The organism is Leekyejoonella antrihumi (assembly GCF_007845645.1).
GTDB lineage: Bacteria > Actinomycetota > Actinomycetes > Actinomycetales > Dermatophilaceae > Leekyejoonella > Leekyejoonella antrihumi.
The window spans coordinates 14,716-31,617 of the sequence record NZ_VCQV01000019.1 but is presented as its reverse complement, the minus strand read 5'-3'; the positions used below and the strand labels follow the sequence as shown (position 1 = coordinate 31,617).

Annotated in this window: 14 protein-coding genes; 7 read left to right on the top strand and 7 right to left on the bottom strand. The window is 68.7% G+C overall.

What is annotated here, in order from left to right; genetic code table 11:
• The first annotated feature begins 1 nt into the window (after position 1).
• The 4 genes from aceE (at position 2) to FGL98_RS13750 (ending at position 5,844) form a co-directional block, all read left to right on the top strand.
• Positions 2–2,761, top strand: a complete 2,760-nt coding sequence (gene aceE / locus FGL98_RS13765) for a pyruvate dehydrogenase (acetyl-transferring), homodimeric type (RefSeq protein ID WP_146317386.1) — start codon at positions 2–4, stop codon at positions 2,759–2,761.
• Complete coding sequence (locus tag FGL98_RS13760; RefSeq protein ID WP_146317384.1) at positions 2,758–3,684, top strand: fumarylacetoacetate hydrolase family protein; 927 nt, start codon at positions 2,758–2,760, stop codon at positions 3,682–3,684. The genes aceE and FGL98_RS13760 overlap by 4 nt, the downstream gene beginning before the upstream one ends.
• On the top strand, positions 3,681–5,021 hold the full coding sequence (allB, locus tag FGL98_RS13755; RefSeq protein ID WP_146317382.1) for an allantoinase AllB: 1,341 nt from the start codon (positions 3,681–3,683) through the stop codon (positions 5,019–5,021). Before FGL98_RS13760 ends, allB begins: the two co-directional genes overlap by 4 nt.
• A gap of 61 nt (positions 5,022–5,082) precedes the next feature.
• Complete coding sequence (locus FGL98_RS13750) at positions 5,083–5,844, top strand: SDR family oxidoreductase (protein WP_146317380.1); 762 nt, start codon at positions 5,083–5,085, stop codon at positions 5,842–5,844.
• Positions 5,845–5,927: 83 nt separating this feature from the next.
• On the opposite strand, the gene FGL98_RS13745 is transcribed toward FGL98_RS13750, so the two are convergent.
• The 3 genes from FGL98_RS13745 to FGL98_RS13735 form a co-directional block, all read right to left on the bottom strand.
• Positions 5,928–6,662, bottom strand: coding sequence for an aspartate/glutamate racemase family protein (locus FGL98_RS13745; protein WP_186526170.1), 735 nt, complete (start codon positions 6,660–6,662; stop codon positions 5,928–5,930).
• Positions 6,659–8,278, bottom strand: a complete 1,620-nt coding sequence (locus FGL98_RS13740; RefSeq protein WP_146317378.1) for an NCS1 family nucleobase:cation symporter-1 — start codon at positions 8,276–8,278, stop codon at positions 6,659–6,661. Before FGL98_RS13740 ends, FGL98_RS13745 begins: the two co-directional genes overlap by 4 nt.
• Before the next feature lie 175 nt (positions 8,279–8,453).
• Positions 8,454–9,134 carry a GntR family transcriptional regulator gene (locus tag FGL98_RS13735; RefSeq protein WP_146317376.1) on the bottom strand — a complete coding sequence of 227 codons (681 nt, stop codon included), beginning with the start codon at positions 9,132–9,134 and terminating at the stop codon, positions 8,454–8,456.
• 130 nt (positions 9,135–9,264) lie between these two features.
• On the opposite strand from FGL98_RS13735, the gene FGL98_RS13730 reads away from it, so the two are divergent.
• The 3 genes from FGL98_RS13730 (at position 9,265) to FGL98_RS13720 (ending at position 13,418) form a co-directional block, all read left to right on the top strand.
• The gene (locus tag FGL98_RS13730) at positions 9,265–10,839 is read left to right on the top strand and encodes an AMP-binding protein (protein ID WP_146317374.1); all 1,575 of its coding nucleotides are present in this window, start codon (positions 9,265–9,267) and stop codon (positions 10,837–10,839) included.
• 4 nt (positions 10,840–10,843) lie between these two features.
• Complete coding sequence (locus FGL98_RS13725) at positions 10,844–11,665, top strand: PaaX family transcriptional regulator (protein WP_146317372.1); 822 nt, start codon at positions 10,844–10,846, stop codon at positions 11,663–11,665.
• 139 nt (positions 11,666–11,804) lie between these two features.
• On the top strand, positions 11,805–13,418 hold the full coding sequence (locus FGL98_RS13720) for an amidohydrolase (protein WP_146317370.1): 1,614 nt from the start codon (positions 11,805–11,807) through the stop codon (positions 13,416–13,418).
• A gap of 51 nt (positions 13,419–13,469) precedes the next feature.
• Here the strand turns inward: FGL98_RS13720 and FGL98_RS13715 are convergent, their stop codons facing one another.
• The 4 genes from FGL98_RS13715 to FGL98_RS13700 all read right to left on the bottom strand — a co-directional run bounded on the left by FGL98_RS13715 (position 13,470) and on the right by FGL98_RS13700 (position 16,902).
• The gene (locus tag FGL98_RS13715) at positions 13,470–13,898 is read right to left on the bottom strand and encodes a RidA family protein (protein ID WP_146317368.1); all 429 of its coding nucleotides are present in this window, start codon (positions 13,896–13,898) and stop codon (positions 13,470–13,472) included.
• 144 nt (positions 13,899–14,042) lie between these two features.
• Complete coding sequence (locus FGL98_RS13710; RefSeq protein ID WP_146317366.1) at positions 14,043–14,798, bottom strand: SDR family NAD(P)-dependent oxidoreductase; 756 nt, start codon at positions 14,796–14,798, stop codon at positions 14,043–14,045.
• Complete coding sequence (locus FGL98_RS13705) at positions 14,795–15,622, bottom strand: enoyl-CoA hydratase family protein (RefSeq protein WP_146317364.1); 828 nt, start codon at positions 15,620–15,622, stop codon at positions 14,795–14,797. The genes FGL98_RS13710 and FGL98_RS13705 overlap by 4 nt, the downstream gene beginning before the upstream one ends.
• Positions 15,619–16,902, bottom strand: coding sequence for an acyl-CoA dehydrogenase family protein (locus FGL98_RS13700; protein ID WP_146317362.1), 1,284 nt, complete (start codon positions 16,900–16,902; stop codon positions 15,619–15,621). Before FGL98_RS13700 ends, FGL98_RS13705 begins: the two co-directional genes overlap by 4 nt.

Genomic DNA, 16,902 nt, shown 5'->3' with positions numbered 1-16,902 from the left:
CATGAGCCTGACCGCTCACGACCGTCCCGTCATCTCCGACGGACTGCCCAGCCAGCTGCCCGACGTCGACCCTGCCGAGACCCGAGAGTGGGTGGACTCGCTGCGCGGCGTCGTCGCGGCACAGGGTCCATACCGGGCCAGGTTCCTGATGCTCAAGATGCTCCAGGAGGCTCGCGCGCTGCGCGTCGGTGTGCCGGCACTGCGCAGCACCGACTACGTGAACTCCATCTCGACGGAGGGGGAGCCGTGGTTCCCCGGGGACGAGGACATCGAGCGCAAGATTCGGCGCATCGTCCGCTGGAACGCCGCCGTCATGGTCACCCGCGCGAACCGCCCGGACGTGGGCGTCGGCGGCCACATCGCGACCTATCAGTCCGCGGCGTCGCTCTACGAGGTCGGCTTCAACCACTTCTTCCGCGGCAAGGACCACCCGGGCGGCGGCGACCAGGTCTTCATCCAGGGGCACGCGTCACCCGGGATCTACGCGCGGGCCTACCTCGAAGGTCGCCTCAGCACCGACCAACTGGACGGGTTCCGCCAGGAGCTGTCGCACGCTGCACAGGGTGCGCTGCCGTCCTACCCGCATCCGCGGCTGATGCCCGACTTCTGGGAGTTCCCCACGGTTTCCATGGGGCTCGGCCCGTTGAACGCCATCTACCAGGCTCGGTTCAACCGCTATCTGCACGCGCGCGGTGTCAAGGACACCAGCAACCAGCAGGTGTGGGCCTTCCTCGGTGACGGCGAGATGGACGAGCCCGAGTCGCTCGGTGTGATCGGCCTGGCCGCGCGCGAGGAGCTGGACAACCTCACCTTCGTCATCAACTGCAACCTGCAGCGGCTGGACGGCCCGGTCCGCGGCAACGGCAAGATCATGCAGGAGCTCGAGTCGGTCTTCCGTGGGGCGGGCTGGCATGTCATCAAGGTGGTCTGGGGCCGGGAGTGGGACAAGCTGCTCGCGGCGGATCGCGACGGCGTGCTGGTCGAGGCGATGAACAACACCCCCGACGGCCAGTTCCAGACCTACGCGACGGAGCCGGGATCGTATATCCGCGAGCACTTCTTCGGGCAGGACCCGCGCCTGCTCGAGCTCGTCAAGGACATGTCGGATGCTGAGCTGGAGCGACTCCCGCGCGGCGGGCACGACTACCGCAAGATCTTTGCGGCCTATCAGGCGGCGGTCGAGCACGCCGGTCAGCCCACCGTCGTCCTCGCGCACACGGTGAAGGGCTGGACGCTGCCGCACTCCATGGCGTCGCGCATGGCCAATCACCAGATGAAGAAGATGAGCACCGATGACCTGAAGCTCTTCCGGACCCGGCTGCAGCTGCCGATCAGCGACCTGGAGATCGAGTCGGGTATGGCGGACGGCCTGCCGCCGTACTACCACCCAGGCGCCGGTTCACCCGAGCTGTCCTACCTGCTCGAACGACGCAGGGAGCTGGGTGGGTTCGTGCCCGAGCGGCGCGTCGAGACGACGCCGCTCACCCTGCCCGGTGAGCAGGCCTACGCCGGGCTGCGAAGGGGATCGGGCAAGCAGTCGGTCGCCACGACGATGGCCTTCGTCCGCCAGCTCAAGGACCTGATCCGCGACAAGGAGATCGGAGCGCGGTTCGTGCCGATCGTGCCGGATGAGGGTCGCACCTTTGGGCTCGACCCACTCTTCTCGTCCGCGAAGATCTACTCGCCGCACGGGCAGTCCTACGAGTCCGTGGACCGGGCGCTGCTGCTCTCGTGGAAGGAGTCCACGTCGGGCCAGATCCTCCACGAGGGGATCAACGAGGCCGGATCCGTGGCATCGTTCACCGCCGCCGGCACGTCCTACGCCACTCACGGCGAGATCACCATCCCGGTCTACATCTTCTACTCGATGTTCGGACTGCAGCGCACCGGTGACGCCTTCTGGGCGATGTCGGACCAGATGGCCAGGGGCTTCGTGGTGGGCGCCACGGCCGGCCGCACCACCCTGAACGGTGAGGGCCTGCAGCACGAGGACGGCCACTCGCTGCTGCTCGCCGCGACGAACCCGGCCTGTGTGGCCTACGACCCGGCGTATGCATTCGAGATTGCGCACATCACCCGTGATGCCCTGCGTCGAATGTATGGCGATGCGCCCGAGAACATCTGGTACTACCTGACGGTCTACAACGAGCCCTACCAGCAGCCGCCTGAGCCCGAGAACCTTGATGTGGCAGGGCTGCTCAAGGGTCTCTACCGGTATGCCGAGGCGCCGAAGCTCGATGACAGCGCCCCGCGGGCGCAGGTGCTGGCCTCCGGTGTTGCCGTGCCGTGGGCGCTGCGTGCTCAGCAGCTGCTGGCCGACGACTGGGGCATTTCGGTCGACGTGTGGTCCGCGCCCGCATGGACCGAGCTGCGCCGCGAGGCCCTGGAGTGCGACAGCTGGAACCTCGTGCACCCGAGCGACACGCCGCGGGTGCCCTACGTGACGAGTGCGCTGACCGGTGCCGAGGGCCCCTTCGTGGCCGTCAGTGACTGGATGCGGGCCGTGCCCGACCAGATCCAGCCGTGGGTGCCGGGGGACTGGACCTCGCTCGGCACGGACGGGTTCGGCTGCTCCGACACCCGGTTCGCCCTCCGGCGGCACTTCGGGGTCGACGCCGAGTCCATCACGGTCGCCGTGCTGCAGCAGCTCGCGACGCGCGGTGAGATCGACCCGGTCCGCGTGGCCGACGCCGTTCACACCTACCGGCTCGACGAGCCCGACTTCTACCCCACCGGCATCAGCGCCGGCGGCGAGTCATGAGGCTCGTGCGCGTCGGCGCCCCGGGCTCTGAGCGGCCCGGTGTGATCGATGGGGCCGGTGTGCTGCGCGACCTGAGCCCGCTGACGGCAGACATCGACGCTGCATTCCTCGCCGGCGACTGGGCAGCCGACGTGAGATCGGCACTTGAGGCGGACACGCTGCCTACTCTCGAGCCGGGGCGGCTCGGTGCGCCGATTGCCCGACCGGGCAACGTCGTCGGAATCGGGCTCAACTATGCGGACCATGCGGCCAGGGCCGGTGTGGCCGTGCCGAGCGAGCCGATCGTCTTCCTGAAGGCGAGCAGCAGTGTCGTCGGTCCCACCGACGTGATCCGGATCCCGTCCGGCAGCACGCAGACCGACTGGGAGGCCGAGCTCGGAGTCGTCATCGGGGCGCCGCTGCGCCTGTGCGACGATCCGGATCAGGCGCTGAGGTCGATCGCCGGCCTGGTGGCTGCCGACGACGTGACGGAGCGTGAGCACGCCGCCTCCGGGCCGACCTGGGCCAAGGGCAAGTGTCATGACACGTTCTGCCCGATCGGGCCGTGGCTGGTCAGTCCGGACGAGGTCGGTGACCTGCAGGACCTGCGCATCGAGCTCTGGGTCAACGGTGAGCGTCGACAGGCCGGTAGCACCGCGCAGATGACGTTCGGGGTGGGTGAGCTGCTGGCCTACGTCAGCCGGCACATGACTCTGCACCCGGGAGATCTGGTGCTCACCGGCACGCCCGGCGGGGTTGCCGGACACCATGCATCGCCTGCGCCCTACTTGCGCGCCGGCGATGTGGTCGAGCTCGAAGTGACCGGACTGGGACGCCAGCGGACGCACGTGGTCGCCCACGACGACGTGAGTGCAAGACTGACCGATGACACGGCGCGCAGCCGGCCGGAGCAGGTGCCGGCAGGACAGGAGACACGACCATGACTGATCTCGACCTGGTGATCCGGGCGGCGCGGGGAGTGCTGCCCGGCGGGGAGCGCGGCGCCACGATCGGCGTGAAGGGCGGCGTCATCACCGTGGTCGAGCCGCAGGGGGCGGATCTGACCGCGCCTCAGGTGATCGACCTTGCCGACGACGAGGTGCTGCTGCCGGGCGTCGTCGATTCCCACGTGCACGTCAATGACCCGGGTCGCACCGACTGGGAGGGCTTCACCAGTGCCACTCGGGCGGCCGCGGCCGGTGGGGTGACGACCCTGATCGACATGCCGCTCAACAGCATTCCCCCCACGGTGACCGTCGACGCACTGGAGATCAAGCGCAAGGTGGCGGTCGACCAGGCCTTCATCGACGTGGGGTTCTGGGGCGGCGCTGTGCCGGGCAACGTGCCCGACCTGCGTCCACTGCACGAGCAGGGTGTCTTCGGGTTCAAGTGCTTCCTGCTGCACTCGGGTGTCGACGAGTTCCCGCCGCTGACGCCCGACGAGGTCGAGGCCGCGATGCGCGAGATCCAGTCGTTCGACGGGCTGCTGATCGTGCACGCCGAGGACAGCCACTCGATCGACGGGGCTCCGCAGCACGGCGGAACGCACTACCGCGACTTCCTGACCTCGCGTCCTCGTGAGGCCGAGAACCTCGCCATCAAGCACGTGATCGAAGGCGCTCGACGCACGGGGTGCCGGGTGCACATCCTGCACGTCTCGAGCTCGGACGCGCTGCCGATGATCGCGGCCGCCCGCAAGGAGGGCGTGCAGATCTCCACCGAGACGTGCCCGCACTACCTGTCCTTCACGGCGGAGGACATCCCGGACGGCGCCACCCAGTTCAAGTGCTGCCCACCGATCCGTGAGTCCGACAACCGTGACGCCCTCTGGGAAGGCCTGAGAGATGGCACGATCGACCAGATCGTTTCGGACCACTCGCCGTCCACGATCGACCTGAAGAATCTGGAGACCGGTGACTTCGGCACCGCGTGGGGTGGCATCTCGTCATTGCAGCTCGGTCTGGCCGCGATCTGGACACAGGCACGTGAGCGCGGGTTCGACCTGACCGACGTTTCCCGGTGGATGTCGCAGGCACCGGCCCGGCAGACCCGCCTACAGCGCAAGGGCCGCATCGAGGTCGGCCAGGACGCCGACTTCGCGGTCTTCGCGCCCGACGAGACCTTCGTGGTCGACGTCAAGGCGCTGCATCACAAGAACGCGATCACCCCGTATGCCGGCCGCACCCTGTCCGGCGTCGTGCGCAAGACGATCCTGCGGGGCCGGACGATCGACATCGACGCGGACCCGCAGGGCAAGCTGATCGTGCGCGGGGAAGCATGACCTTTCCTCACCAAGTTCTCCGCACGGGGGCTCCCTTCGATGCGTTGCGGAGGCCCCGGACATGAACCCTGGAAGCGTGACCTCTAGCGGGCGCGTAGCCGTTGTCACCGGCGCAGGCCGGGGACTGGGCCGTGCGTTCGCCCACGCCCTGCTGCGGGACGGTTTTCGCGTCGCCCTCCTGGGCCGGACGATGGCCACGCTCCAGGAGGCGGCCGGCGAGGAAGAGCGCGCTCGACCGGTGCGGTGCGATGTCACCGAGGAGGCGTCGGTCGCCGAGGCGTTTCGCGCCGTCCTGGAGACCTGGGGTCGGGTGGACGTGCTCGTCAACAATGCGGGGGAGTTCGGGCCTACCGGCGACCCGGACGAGATCACCGCCGATGCGTGGCGGCACACCGTGGCCGTGAATCTCACCGGATCGTTCCTGTGCGCACGAGAAGCGTTCCGGATCATGAAGGCTCAGGACCCGAGGGGTGGGCGGATCATCAACAACGGCTCCGTGTCGGCGCACTCCCCGCGACCCGGCAGCGCGGCATACACCGCGAGCAAACACGCCGTCACCGGTCTCACGAAGTCGCTTTCGCTGGACGGACGCCCCTACGACATCACCTGCGGGCAGCTCGACATCGGCAATGCCGCGACCGAGATGACGGCGCAGTTCGGCAAGGGCGTGCGCCAGGCCGATGGCAGCATCCACCCCGAGCCGACGTTCGACGCGGCGTATGCCGCCGACGCCGTTGTGCAGATGGCGCGCCTGCCGTTGGGGGTGAGCGTGCCGTCGATGACGATCCTGGCCGCCGGAATGCCGTTCGAGGGCCGCGGCTGAACTCGCCCGCCGCACGCGGCGTTGCAGTGGATGCGTCGGCTACAGCGGGCGCATCCACTGCAAGTCGGCGGGACTCAGGTGCCTCAGATGCCGAAGTCGTGCAGGAGGCCGGTGTAGGTCTTCGGCGGGGGAGGGGCGAGCTCGTCGTGATCGCTCGGGCGTATGCCGAGTCGCACCAATCCTTCCGCGAGCACCGTCGCAGCGGCAACTCCGTCGATGACCGGCACACCGAGCTTGGTCGCGAGTCGACTGGGCAGGTCTGCCATCCCGGCGCAACCGAGCACGATCACGTCGCTGCCGTCGGACTCCAGCGCCTGGGCAGCGGAGGCAAGGATCGTCCGATAGCTGTGCTCGGGATCCTGCTCGAGTGCGAGCACCGGGATCTCACACGCGTGGATGCCGGCACACTGCCGTTCCAGGCCGTAGATCCGAGTGAGATCCCAGGCCCGCCCGACGGTGCGACCGACCGTGGTCACCACGCTGAACGACCGACCGAGCAGGGTCGCGGCCTTCATCGCGGCCTCCGCGATGCCGAGCACCGGCACGGTCGCCAGCTCGCGGGCGGCGTCGAGGCCGGGATCACCGAAGCACGCCAGCACGAACGCGTCCGCTGCCGGATCCTGCGCAATCACCTGCAGCACACCCGGCACTGACAGCGCCTCGTCGTAGTGGCTTTCGATGGACGCCGGCCCCATCGAGGGCGTGCGACCGTTGATGACCGTCCCCGGCGCCGCTGCAGCCTGGGCGGACTCGGCGATCAGCTCGGTCATCGACTCCGTGGTGTTCGGGTTGATGACGGTGATCCGGATCTCACTCATACGCGGACCTCCTTGCCGGTCAGCTGCCGCTCCTCGGAGACGCCCATGCGTGGTGCGAGCACGGCATACGCCAGGAGGCCGATGCCGCAGCCGACGAACCAGCTGTAGTCGTCCGCGGCCTTGATCACCGGGAGAAAGACACACGCCAGTGAGCAGGCGGCCGCGATGGCCGTGGCGATGATGGCGGACGGGTTGTAGCCCTTGTGGTAGTGGTAGGCGCCGGACGGCTCAAGGGTGAACAGGTCGTCCACACAGACCTTCTGGCGGTGCACGATGTAGAAGTGCGCGAGCAGCACACCGAACAGCGGGCCGATGAACGCACCGAGGGTGTCCAGCGTGTAGTGGATCATCTCCGGGTTCTTGTAGAGGTTCCACGGGGTCAGCAGCACCGAGCAGACCGCGGCGATCATGCCGCCGGTGCGCCAGCTGATCTTCTGCGGGTTCACATTGGAGAAGTCGAACGCCGGCGAGACGAAGTTCGCAACAATGTTGATGCCGATGGTCGCCGTCGTGAAGGTCAGCGCCGCCAGGACGATGGCGAACGTGTTGTCGATGTGGCCGACGGTCGCGACCGGGTCGGTGATCAGCTTGCCGTAGACCGGGATCGTGGCGGAGGCGGTGAGCACCGTCAGGATCGAGAAGAAGAGGAAGTTTACCGGCAGGCCCCAGAAGTTGCCCTTCTTCACATCCTTGAATGACCTTGCGTAGCGGGAGAAGTCACCGAAGTTCAGCATCGGGCCGGAGAAGTAGGAGACGACCAGCGCGGTCGCCGCGCACATGGTGCCGATCACCGAGGCGTCGCCGAGGCCGCCGCTGGACAGGTTCAGGCTGATGTTGCCGTGCGCCTTGACCATGAGGTAGACGCACAAGGCGATCATCACGACATACACGGCGGGGCCGGCAAAGTCGATGAACTTGCGGATCGTCTTCATGCCTGTCCAGAACACGGCCGCCTGGGCGACCCACAGCAGCGCGAACGTGCCATAGCCCAGATAGGACAGTCCGAACAGTCCGTGGTTGCTGGTCACGCCGTAGGGCGCGAGTGAGGGCCAGAGCCGCACGACCAGGATGTCGAGCGCGGCGGAGGCGAGATACGTCTGTATGCCGTACCAGGCCACCGCGATGAGGCCTCGGATGATCGCGGGAATGTTGGCGCCCATGACGCCGAACACGCTGCGGCAGATCACCGGATACGGCACACCGGCGCGCTGGCTCGGCTTGGCGATCAGGTTGGCGAAGAACAGCACGATGGTGATGCCGATGATCAGGCAGACGAAGACCTGCCAGCTGGTCAGCCCGAGGGCGAAGAGGCTGCCGGCGGTGACGTATCCGCCGACGCTGTGCACGTCGGACATCCAGAACGCGAAGATGTTGTACCAGGACCAGTTCTGGTCGATCAGCGGCGCCAGGTCCTCGTTGGTCAGGCGCGGGTCGTAGCCCGGCTTGATGAGCGCGGTCTTGCTCAGGTGGTCGGGGATCTCCTGCGGGCGATCCGGGCCGGGTAGGCCAGGATGGCCGGGCGTCGTCAGGTCGACACCGGCGCTCGGTATGGCGGCGGGTTCGCTCGGTGGAGGTCCGGTGAAGTTGTTGTGCGGGATGGACGGTGTGCTGGTCATGGCGTCCTCGACGTTGGCGGCGGGGCAGTGCAGGCCGTGGATGGGTTGGCGGCGGTCCGCGCTGCGGGTGAGAGGTAGGTCACACGCTAGGACCGCGGTTTGGACGACGGAAGGATTAAGCGCTGTATACCCGGATATATGCGGGACGGGCACGCAGTGCGGGAACCTGGCTGCGTCAGTCGCCGAGTGCGGTCAGCGACCGCATGAGGTGCTGGTGGTGCTCCGCCGCGAGGGTATGCAGCGTCTCGGCATCGCGGGCCAGGTAGGCGTCCAGGAGGGCCGCGTGCTCGTGGTGCATGCCGCTGCGATCGTTGTCGCTGACGTGGACCATGGTCTGGACGGGTTCGGTGATGTTCCAGGCGACGTCGAGCATGTGCAGGAGTCGCGGCATACGGCACGGCTGGAGCATGGCCTCGTGAAACGCGCGGCTGCTGCGCTGAAACTCGCCCGTGTCACCTTCGGAGACGGCGTGGGTCAGGCGGTCGTGCGCCTCCTGGACTCTGCGGTCGTCGCGTTCGGTGGCACGGCGGACGGCGACGTCCAGCGCCGCCGCCTCGAGGGCGCCGCGCACGAGATACAGCTCGTTGAGCTCCTCGGACGACAGCGAGGTGACGGTGTAGCCGAGGCGCGGCTGGTGCTCGAGCAGACCCTCGCCGACGAGGGTCTTGAGCGCCTCGCGGACCGGGATGCGGGACAGCTGGAAGAACTCCGCGACCTCGTCCAGGGGGATGGTGCTGCCCGGTGGCACGGCGCCGGATGCGACGACGCGGCGCAGCTCATCGACGACCTCGGGGCCGGACGTGTAGCCCTGCGGCCGCTGGAGCAGGTCGATGAACGTCGATCGGGTTCGGGTCATGGCACCTCCTTCGATGTGAGCGCAACGTTCCTATCATGGCCTGCCGCCGGCTGACACGGTGCACATCTCGACAGGGATTAAGTATCGTGTGGTCTTGACGATCGTAACAATCTGGCAATAACGTGGCGGAATGGAGCTGCTGCCCTCTGTGCACGTCGACACCTTCTGCCGCGACCACCTGCCGCCGGTCGACCAGTGGCCCGAGCTGGTCTTCGACCTGCCCGAGTTGCATTACCCCGAGCGGCTCAACTGCGCCGCGGCCCTTCTGGAGACGGCGACGCAGCATCCCGATCGACCCTGCCTGCACCAGCCCGGCAGCGCCACTTGGACGTATGCGGAGCTGGACGCCCACGCGAACCGCGTCGCCCGGGTGCTCGTGGACGACCTGCAGATCGTGCCGGGCAACCGGGTGCTGCTGCGCGGCCCCAACAGCCAGTGGCTCACCGCCGCCTGGTTCGGCGCGCTGAAGGCCGGCGCGGTCGTCGTCACCACGATGGCGCTGCTGCGCGAGGGGGAGCTGCGCACCATCGACGAGATCGCCCACCTGGACGCTGCGCTGGTGGATCACCGCTACCTGGAGGGGATGCCGCCGGACATCCGCACGCTCGCCTACGGCGACTCGCAGTGGGCGGCCCGAATGGACCGGACCGCGGCTCGGTTCGACCATGTGCGGACATCCCGCGACGATGTCGCCCTGTTGGCGTTCACCTCCGGCACCACCGGCAGGCCGAAGGCCACCATGCACTTCCACCGCGACGTGATGGCGAACTGCGACACGTTCTCGCGGTATGTCCTGCAGCCGACCGCGGACGACATCTTCATCGGCACGCCGCCGTATGCGTTCACCTTCGGGCTCGGCGGGGACCTGCTCTTCCCGCTGCACGTCGGCGCCTCAACCGTGCTGGTGGAGAAGGCGACTCCGCTGCAGCTGGCAGACCTGATCGACGAGTACGGCGCGACGATCTGCTTCACGGCCCCCACCGCGTACAAGGCGATGATCCACGCCCAGCGCAAGCTGCCGACACTGACGAAGGGCGTCTCGGCGGGGGAGCACCTGCCGCAGGCGACCTGGCAGGAGTTTCGCGACCTGACCGGGGTCGAGCTGATCGACGGCATCGGCGCGACGGAGATGCTGCACATCTTCGTGTCGGCCTCCGGCGCCGACATCCGGCCCGGGTCGACGGGGCGAGCGGTGCCGGGCTACCAGGCCCGGATCGTCGACGGGTTGGGCCAACCCGTGCCCGCCGGCGCCCAGGGGCGGCTCGCGGTCAAGGGGCCGACGGGGTGCCGCTACCTGGACGACCCGCGGCAGCTGGCCTACGTGCAGGACGGCTGGAACATCACCGGCGACACCTTCACCCAGGACGAGGACGGCTACTTCTGGTATCACGCGCGCAGCGACGACATGATCGTCTCGTCCGGCTACAACATCGCCGCCCCGGAGGTCGAGGAGGCGCTGCTGCGCCACCCCGGCGTCGCCGAGTGCGGGGTGATCGGTGTCCCCGACGAGGCGCGCGGGTCGATCGTCAAGGCGTATGTCGTGCTCGCGGCCGGCGTCGAACCGCTGACCGCCAAGGAGCTCCAGGACTTCGTGAAGCAGCAGATCGCGCCCTACAAGTATCCGCGGGCGATCGAGTTCGTCAACGCCCTGCCTCGCACGGCGACGGGCAAGTTGCAACGCTTCCGACTGCGCACGCCAGACTAGGCCCGTGGAAACTCCGCCCCGGCAGCTCATCCTCTCGCTCTTCGGTCTCTATGCGCGCTCGGCGGGCAACTGGCTTTCGGTGCGCGCCCTCATCGCGCTGATGACCGAGCTCGACGTCGACTCGGCGGCGGTGCGCTCGTCGGTGTCCCGGCTGAAGAAGCGCGGCGTGCTCGAGGCGCAGCGCCGGGACGGGCAGGCGGGCTATGTATTGGCGCCGAGCGCTGTCGAGCTGCTGGAGGCCGGCGACCTGCGAATCTGGGCGCGGCCCCGTGCCACCGCGGAGGACGGCTGGCTGGTGGTCGTCTTCTCGGTGCCCGAGTCGGAGCGGGCCAAGCGACATGCGCTGCGGTCGTTGCTCACCCGGCTCGGGTTCGGCACCGCATCCTCCGGCGTGTGGATCGCGCCGGGCACGGTCTACGACGAGACGTTCGCCGCGCTCGAACGAGCCGGCCTCGCGGCCTACACCGAGTTCTTCCGAGGCGACTATCTGGGGTCCGGCGACGTGGCCGCGCGGATGCGCGAGTGGTGGGACCTCGATGAGCTGGCGGGGCTGTATGCGCAGTTCTGCCATACGTATCGGTCGGTGCGCTGGAAGGAGGAGCCCGCGGAGGGTGATGGTGCCGCGGCATTCGCGACCTACATGCCGATGCTGACCGCGTGGCGCCGGCTGCCCTACCTCGACCCGGGCCTGCCGCTGGCGTATCTGCCCAAGGACTGGCCGGGCATCGAAGCGGCGCAGCTGTTTGCCGAGCTCGATGGGCGATTGCGTCCGGCTGCGCTCGCGCATGCCGGGCTCGTCATCCAGGAGCGAGTCCCGTCCGGCTGATCCTCCGCGGCCACCCGCGGCTCCTCCCACGGAAGTACCAACCAGATTCGGGATGGGGAGGGGATACCGTTGTTGAGGCCGTGGGCTGTTCCCCGGCCCTCGGCTCGTGAACGTGAGCCCACACGGGAGGGACATCGGCATGGCTGGACCTGGCACCGAGCGGATCGTCACAGCACGACGGATCGTCACGATGACCCATCAGTCGCCCGGGGCATTCGTATGCCGTGGCGAGTGGATCGTCGCGACGGGCACGTTGGCGGAGGTGCGGGAACGGTTCCCGGCAGCGCAGGTCTACGACTTCGGCGATTGCTGCATCACGCCGGGCTTCAATGATGCCCACCAGCATCCGACGATCTGTGCGGAGCAGTCCCTGCAGGTCGATCTGTCGCCTGCGGGCGCGCCGGACACGGAGGCGGTCGTCGCGGCACTGCGTGAGCGCGCGGCATCTGTGCCGACCGGGCAGTGGATCGTCGGCTTCGGGTACGACCAGTTCCGCAGCAATGGCGGACGTGACCTGACCCGGGACGAGCTGGACGCGGCCTGTCCGGAGCATCCGGTGCTGGTCGTGCACGTCACGCTGCATGCCGGCGTCGTGAACTCCAGGGGCATGCAGCTGGCCGGTTGGTCATCGGAGGACGACGCCCGCCCCGGCGGGCAGCTCGGAGCGGACGAGTCGGGCAGGCTGACCGGTGTCGCGCACGACCAGGCGCTCTATGATCTCGCGTTCCCGGCGTTCACCCGCGCCGACACGATCGTGCCGACGCCGCGGGAAGAGGATCTGGCCGACGCATTCTGCGCGTTCCTGCGGCGGCTCGCTGCCGCAGGAATCACGTCGGTCACCGACGCGCTCCTGGGTCCGCCCGGCTGGCGGTTGCTGAGCACGCTCGCGCACGACGGTCGCCTGCCGATCAGGGTCAACGGGTTGGCGGCCTATGACCACCTCGACTACTTCCAGTCGGTCGGCCAAGGCGGTGCGTCCGCCACGGACCGGCTCCGGCTGGCGGGCGTCAAGACTTTCGTCGACGGGGCCGTCAACGGCGGGACCTGCCTGCTCGAGGAGCCGGCGGCCGGAGGGGCCGAGCCGGGCATCGCGCGGATGTCGAAGGCGGAGCTCGACGACGTGGTGCGGGACATCCACGACGCGGGGTGGCGTGCCTGTGTGCATGCGAACGGAGACCGGGCGATCTCCTGGGCCCTGGACGCGATCGAAGCCGCGCAGCGGGCCGGGGATCGGTCTGGCCCGAGGCACCGCATCGAGCACGCGAGCGTCATGACAGCCGACCTGCTCGGCCGCACCAGGGCCCTCGGCGTCGTGACCGTCCCGTTTGCGAACTACGTGCTGGCGCACGGTGACAAGCTGCGCGCCTTCTACGGAGACGAGCGGACGGAGCGAATGTTCGCGCATCGCGCCATGCTGGACGAAGGCATCGCCGTCGCCGGGTCGTCCGACTACCCCTGCGGTCCGTTCGAGCCGCTCTTCGGTATGCGCAGTTGTGTCACCCGGCAGGACCCGCACGGTGCCGACTTCGGCCTCAGCCAGCGGATCAGCGCACGCGAGGCGCTCGGGCTGTACACGACAGGCGCGGCATACTCCACGGCAGAGGAGGCCACGAAAGGCCAACTGGTGACCGGCAAGCTCGCGGACTTCGTGGTGCTGAGTGCGAACCCGCTGACCGTGCCCGCTGAGCACCTCGGCACCGTCGCGGTCCGTGAGACCTGGGTCGGTGGAGAGCGAGTCTGGCCGGCTCCGTGAGTTGACCGGAGACCCTTGATTCGGGTGCCGGTTCAGCGGCGCGCTGTGCGCTCAGATGGCTCGACCGGCGACGTTGGCCAGCGCCGCAGACCCCTGCAGCTCGACCACCGCCTCCACATCCCAGAGTCGGGAGACACCGATGCCTGCCATGGCGGGGTAGTCGTTGCCCACCAGACGCTTCCACACCCCCCGGATCTCACGGCTGTGTGCCTGATAGTCGTCCATGTCGACGATGTAGATCGTGAGGTTCACCAGGTCGGCCGGTGTCCCGCCCGTCTCGGCCAGGGCGGTGAGCAGATTCGTGAGCGCCTGCTCGAACTGCGGCACGACGCCGCCCTCGACGATCGAGCCGTCGGCGGCCATGCCGGTCTGGCCGCCGAGGAACACGGTCGTGCCAAAGGCCAGCACCGCGTGCGAAAAGCCTTGCGCGGCCGCCAGCGATGGAGGGTCCGCGCGCAGCACGTGCTTCTGTGACTTCATGACGGGAACCTCCCGAAGGATTGAGCGGAGCGTGTGGGGTGAGCACTTCGTGGGCTGTTCATGACCGGATCCTCTCCAAATGTCGAGCGTAGCCTGCAGAGCCGGGCGGTGCCGCCCGCTTGAGGTGGAAAGTTTCGTGGAGTTTCAGGACTGCACGGCTCCTCCGTCGACGTTGATGCCCTGGCCGGTGATCGCGCCGGAGCCGACGCACAGCATGACCGCGTCTGCCACCTCGTCCGGGGTCACCAGGCGCCCGATCGGCTGGCGGCATCCGAGCAGCTCGCGGGCCTGCTCGTGCGAGATGTCCTTGCGCGAGGCGATGGCCGAGATGGTCGACTCGGTCATCGGGGTGTCGACGTATCCGGGGCACACCGCGTTGACCGTCACGCCGGTCCGGGCCACCTCCGCGGCGGCGGCGCGCACGAGCCCGAGCGCGCCGTGCTTGCTGGCGGTGTATGCCGCCACGCGGGACTCTCCCCGCTTGGCCACCACGCTCGCCACGACCACGATGCGACCGAAGCCCGCACTCGTCATACCCGGGAGGGCTCGGCGTAGGCAGCGGAACGGCGCCGTGAGGTTGAGGTCGAGCATCTGCTGCCACTGGTCGTCGCTGGTGTCCACCAGTGGTTTCGACGCGCCGCTGCCGGCGCAGTGCACCAGCACCTCGACGGGGCCCCAGTGCTGCTCGACCTGCGCGAAGGTGGCCTCCACCGAATCGCGCGAGGTGACATCACCGGGCACGACCAGCGTCTGGCCCGGAAGCGTGGCTGCGACCGTTTGGAGTGCTGACTCGCCGCGGGCCATCAGCGCGACTCGATGCCCGGCGGCGCTGAGCGCGGCTGCACATGATGCGCCGATCCCGGCAGAGGCACCGGTCACCAGGGCGATTCGCGAGGTCATCGGCCGGTCCAGCGTGGGTCGCGCTTCTCGTTGAACGCCGCGTGGAACTCGCTGTGGTCGGCGCTGGTCATCAGCAGCGCTTGCGTCATCGCGTCGAGCTCCATCGCGGATCCGATCGGCATGTCCAGCTCGCGGGTGATCAGCGACTTGGTCTGTGCGTAGGCCATCGTCGGGCCGTCCGCGAGTCGGCGGGCCAGCGCCTCGCAGGCGTCGTCCAGCTCGTCCTCGCCCACCAGCTGTGACACGAGCCCGTAGCGGTCGGCGGTCTGTGCGTCGATCGTGTCGCCGAGCATCAGCAGCTGCGTGGCGCGGCCGTAGCCGACCAGCCGGGGCAGCAGGTAGGCGGCCCCCATGTCGCCCCCGGAGAGGCCGACTTTGGTGAAGAGGAACGCGAACTTCGCACGGGCAGTGCAGACTCGGAAGTCGGACGCGATCGCGAGCACCGACCCGGCGCCCGCGGCGATGCCCTGGATCCCGGCGATGATCGGCACCGGGCACTCGCGCATCGCGCGGATGGTGTCACCGGTCATCTTGGTGAAGCCCATCAGGTCGTGCGCGTCCATCTTGATCAGCTCACCGATGATCTCGTTGACGTCGCCTCCGCCGCAGAACCCGCGACCCTCGCCGCGGATCACGAGGACCTTCACGTCGTCGTGGTGCGGCAGCTCGTGCAGCAGGTCCCGCAGGTCCGCATAGCTTTCGAACGTCAGCGGGTTCATCTTTTCGGGCCGGTTCAGGGTGACCGTGCCGACGCCGTCGGCGACCTCGAACCGGAAGTGCTGCCAGTCGCTGGTCAGTGGGACCGAACCTCGATAGCGCGTCATGAGTGCTGCTCCCGGTGATGTGAGGTGGCGCCCTGGTCGGGGCTGTATGCGGTGTGCCAGCCGACCCGTCGGGCCGCGTCCGGGGGAGGCCCGCCCGTGGCTCCCTCGGCGTGCGGTGGGCGCGCGTCATACGCCCGGATCAGGCCGCGGCCGATGATGGTGCGCTGCACCTCGGAGGCTCCCTCGTAGATGCGCGGGGCGCGCACCTCGCGGTAGAGGCGTTCGAGCAGGTGGCCCTTTTGCAGGCCGCGGGCACCGTGCAGCTGCACGGACTGGTCGACGACCCACTGGGCGGACTCGGTGGCGAAGAGCTTGGCCATGGCGGCGGCGCTGGTGATCTGCTCGCGCGGTGCACCACTGTCGTACGCGGTGGCGGCGGCGCGCACGAGCAGCCGACTGCCCTCGATGCGGGTCGCCATCTCGGCCAGCGTGTGCGCGACGGACTGCTGTGCGACGAGGCGGTCGCCATAGACCTGTCGGGTGCAGGACCACCGCACGGCGGCGTCGAGTGCGGCCTGGGCCATGCCGACGGTGAAGGCGCCCACACTCGGTCGGAAAAGGTCGAGAGTGCGCATGGCCACGCGGAATCCGGCATCCACCTCGCCGAGGACGTCCTCGGTGGTGACTCGCACGTCGTCGAAGGTCAAGGTGCCCAGGGCGTGTGGCGCGACCATGTCGAGAGACTCACCGGTCAGGCCGGGAGCGTCGCCCGGCACCACGAAGGCGGTGACACCGCGGGAGCCTGCACCGGGGGTGGTCCGCGCGAAGACCGTGTAGACGTCGGCCTCGGGAGCGTTGGAGATCCAGCACTTCTCGCCGTGCAGCTGCCACCCGCCATCGGTGGGGCGGGCTTCCAGCGAGAGTGCCGCGGCATCCGAGCCGGCGTCTGCCTCGGACAGCGCAAAGGCAGCGACGACCGAGCCGTCGATCACGCCGGGGATCCAGCGCTCGACGACCTGGGCGGAGCCGGACTGCAGGATCGGGTAGGACCCCAGTCCCTGCAGAGCCAGCGCAGTCTCGGCCTCGGTGGTGACGGTGGCAAGGGTCTCGCGCAGCAGGCACAGCTGCAGCGCGGCCGCATCCTGGGCGGGCTCGTCGGGGCGCCCGCCGAACAGGCCGCGTAGCAGCCCGTGCTCGCCGAGCGCACGGATCAACGGCCGGTTGACGCCGCCGTGCACCGCCGGAATGTCGAGCAGGTGCTCCCGCGCGACGCGTCGCACGTGCTCGATGTAGTCGCGTTGCGACGGCGTCAGGGCGTAGGCGTTGCTGGTCCCAGTCAC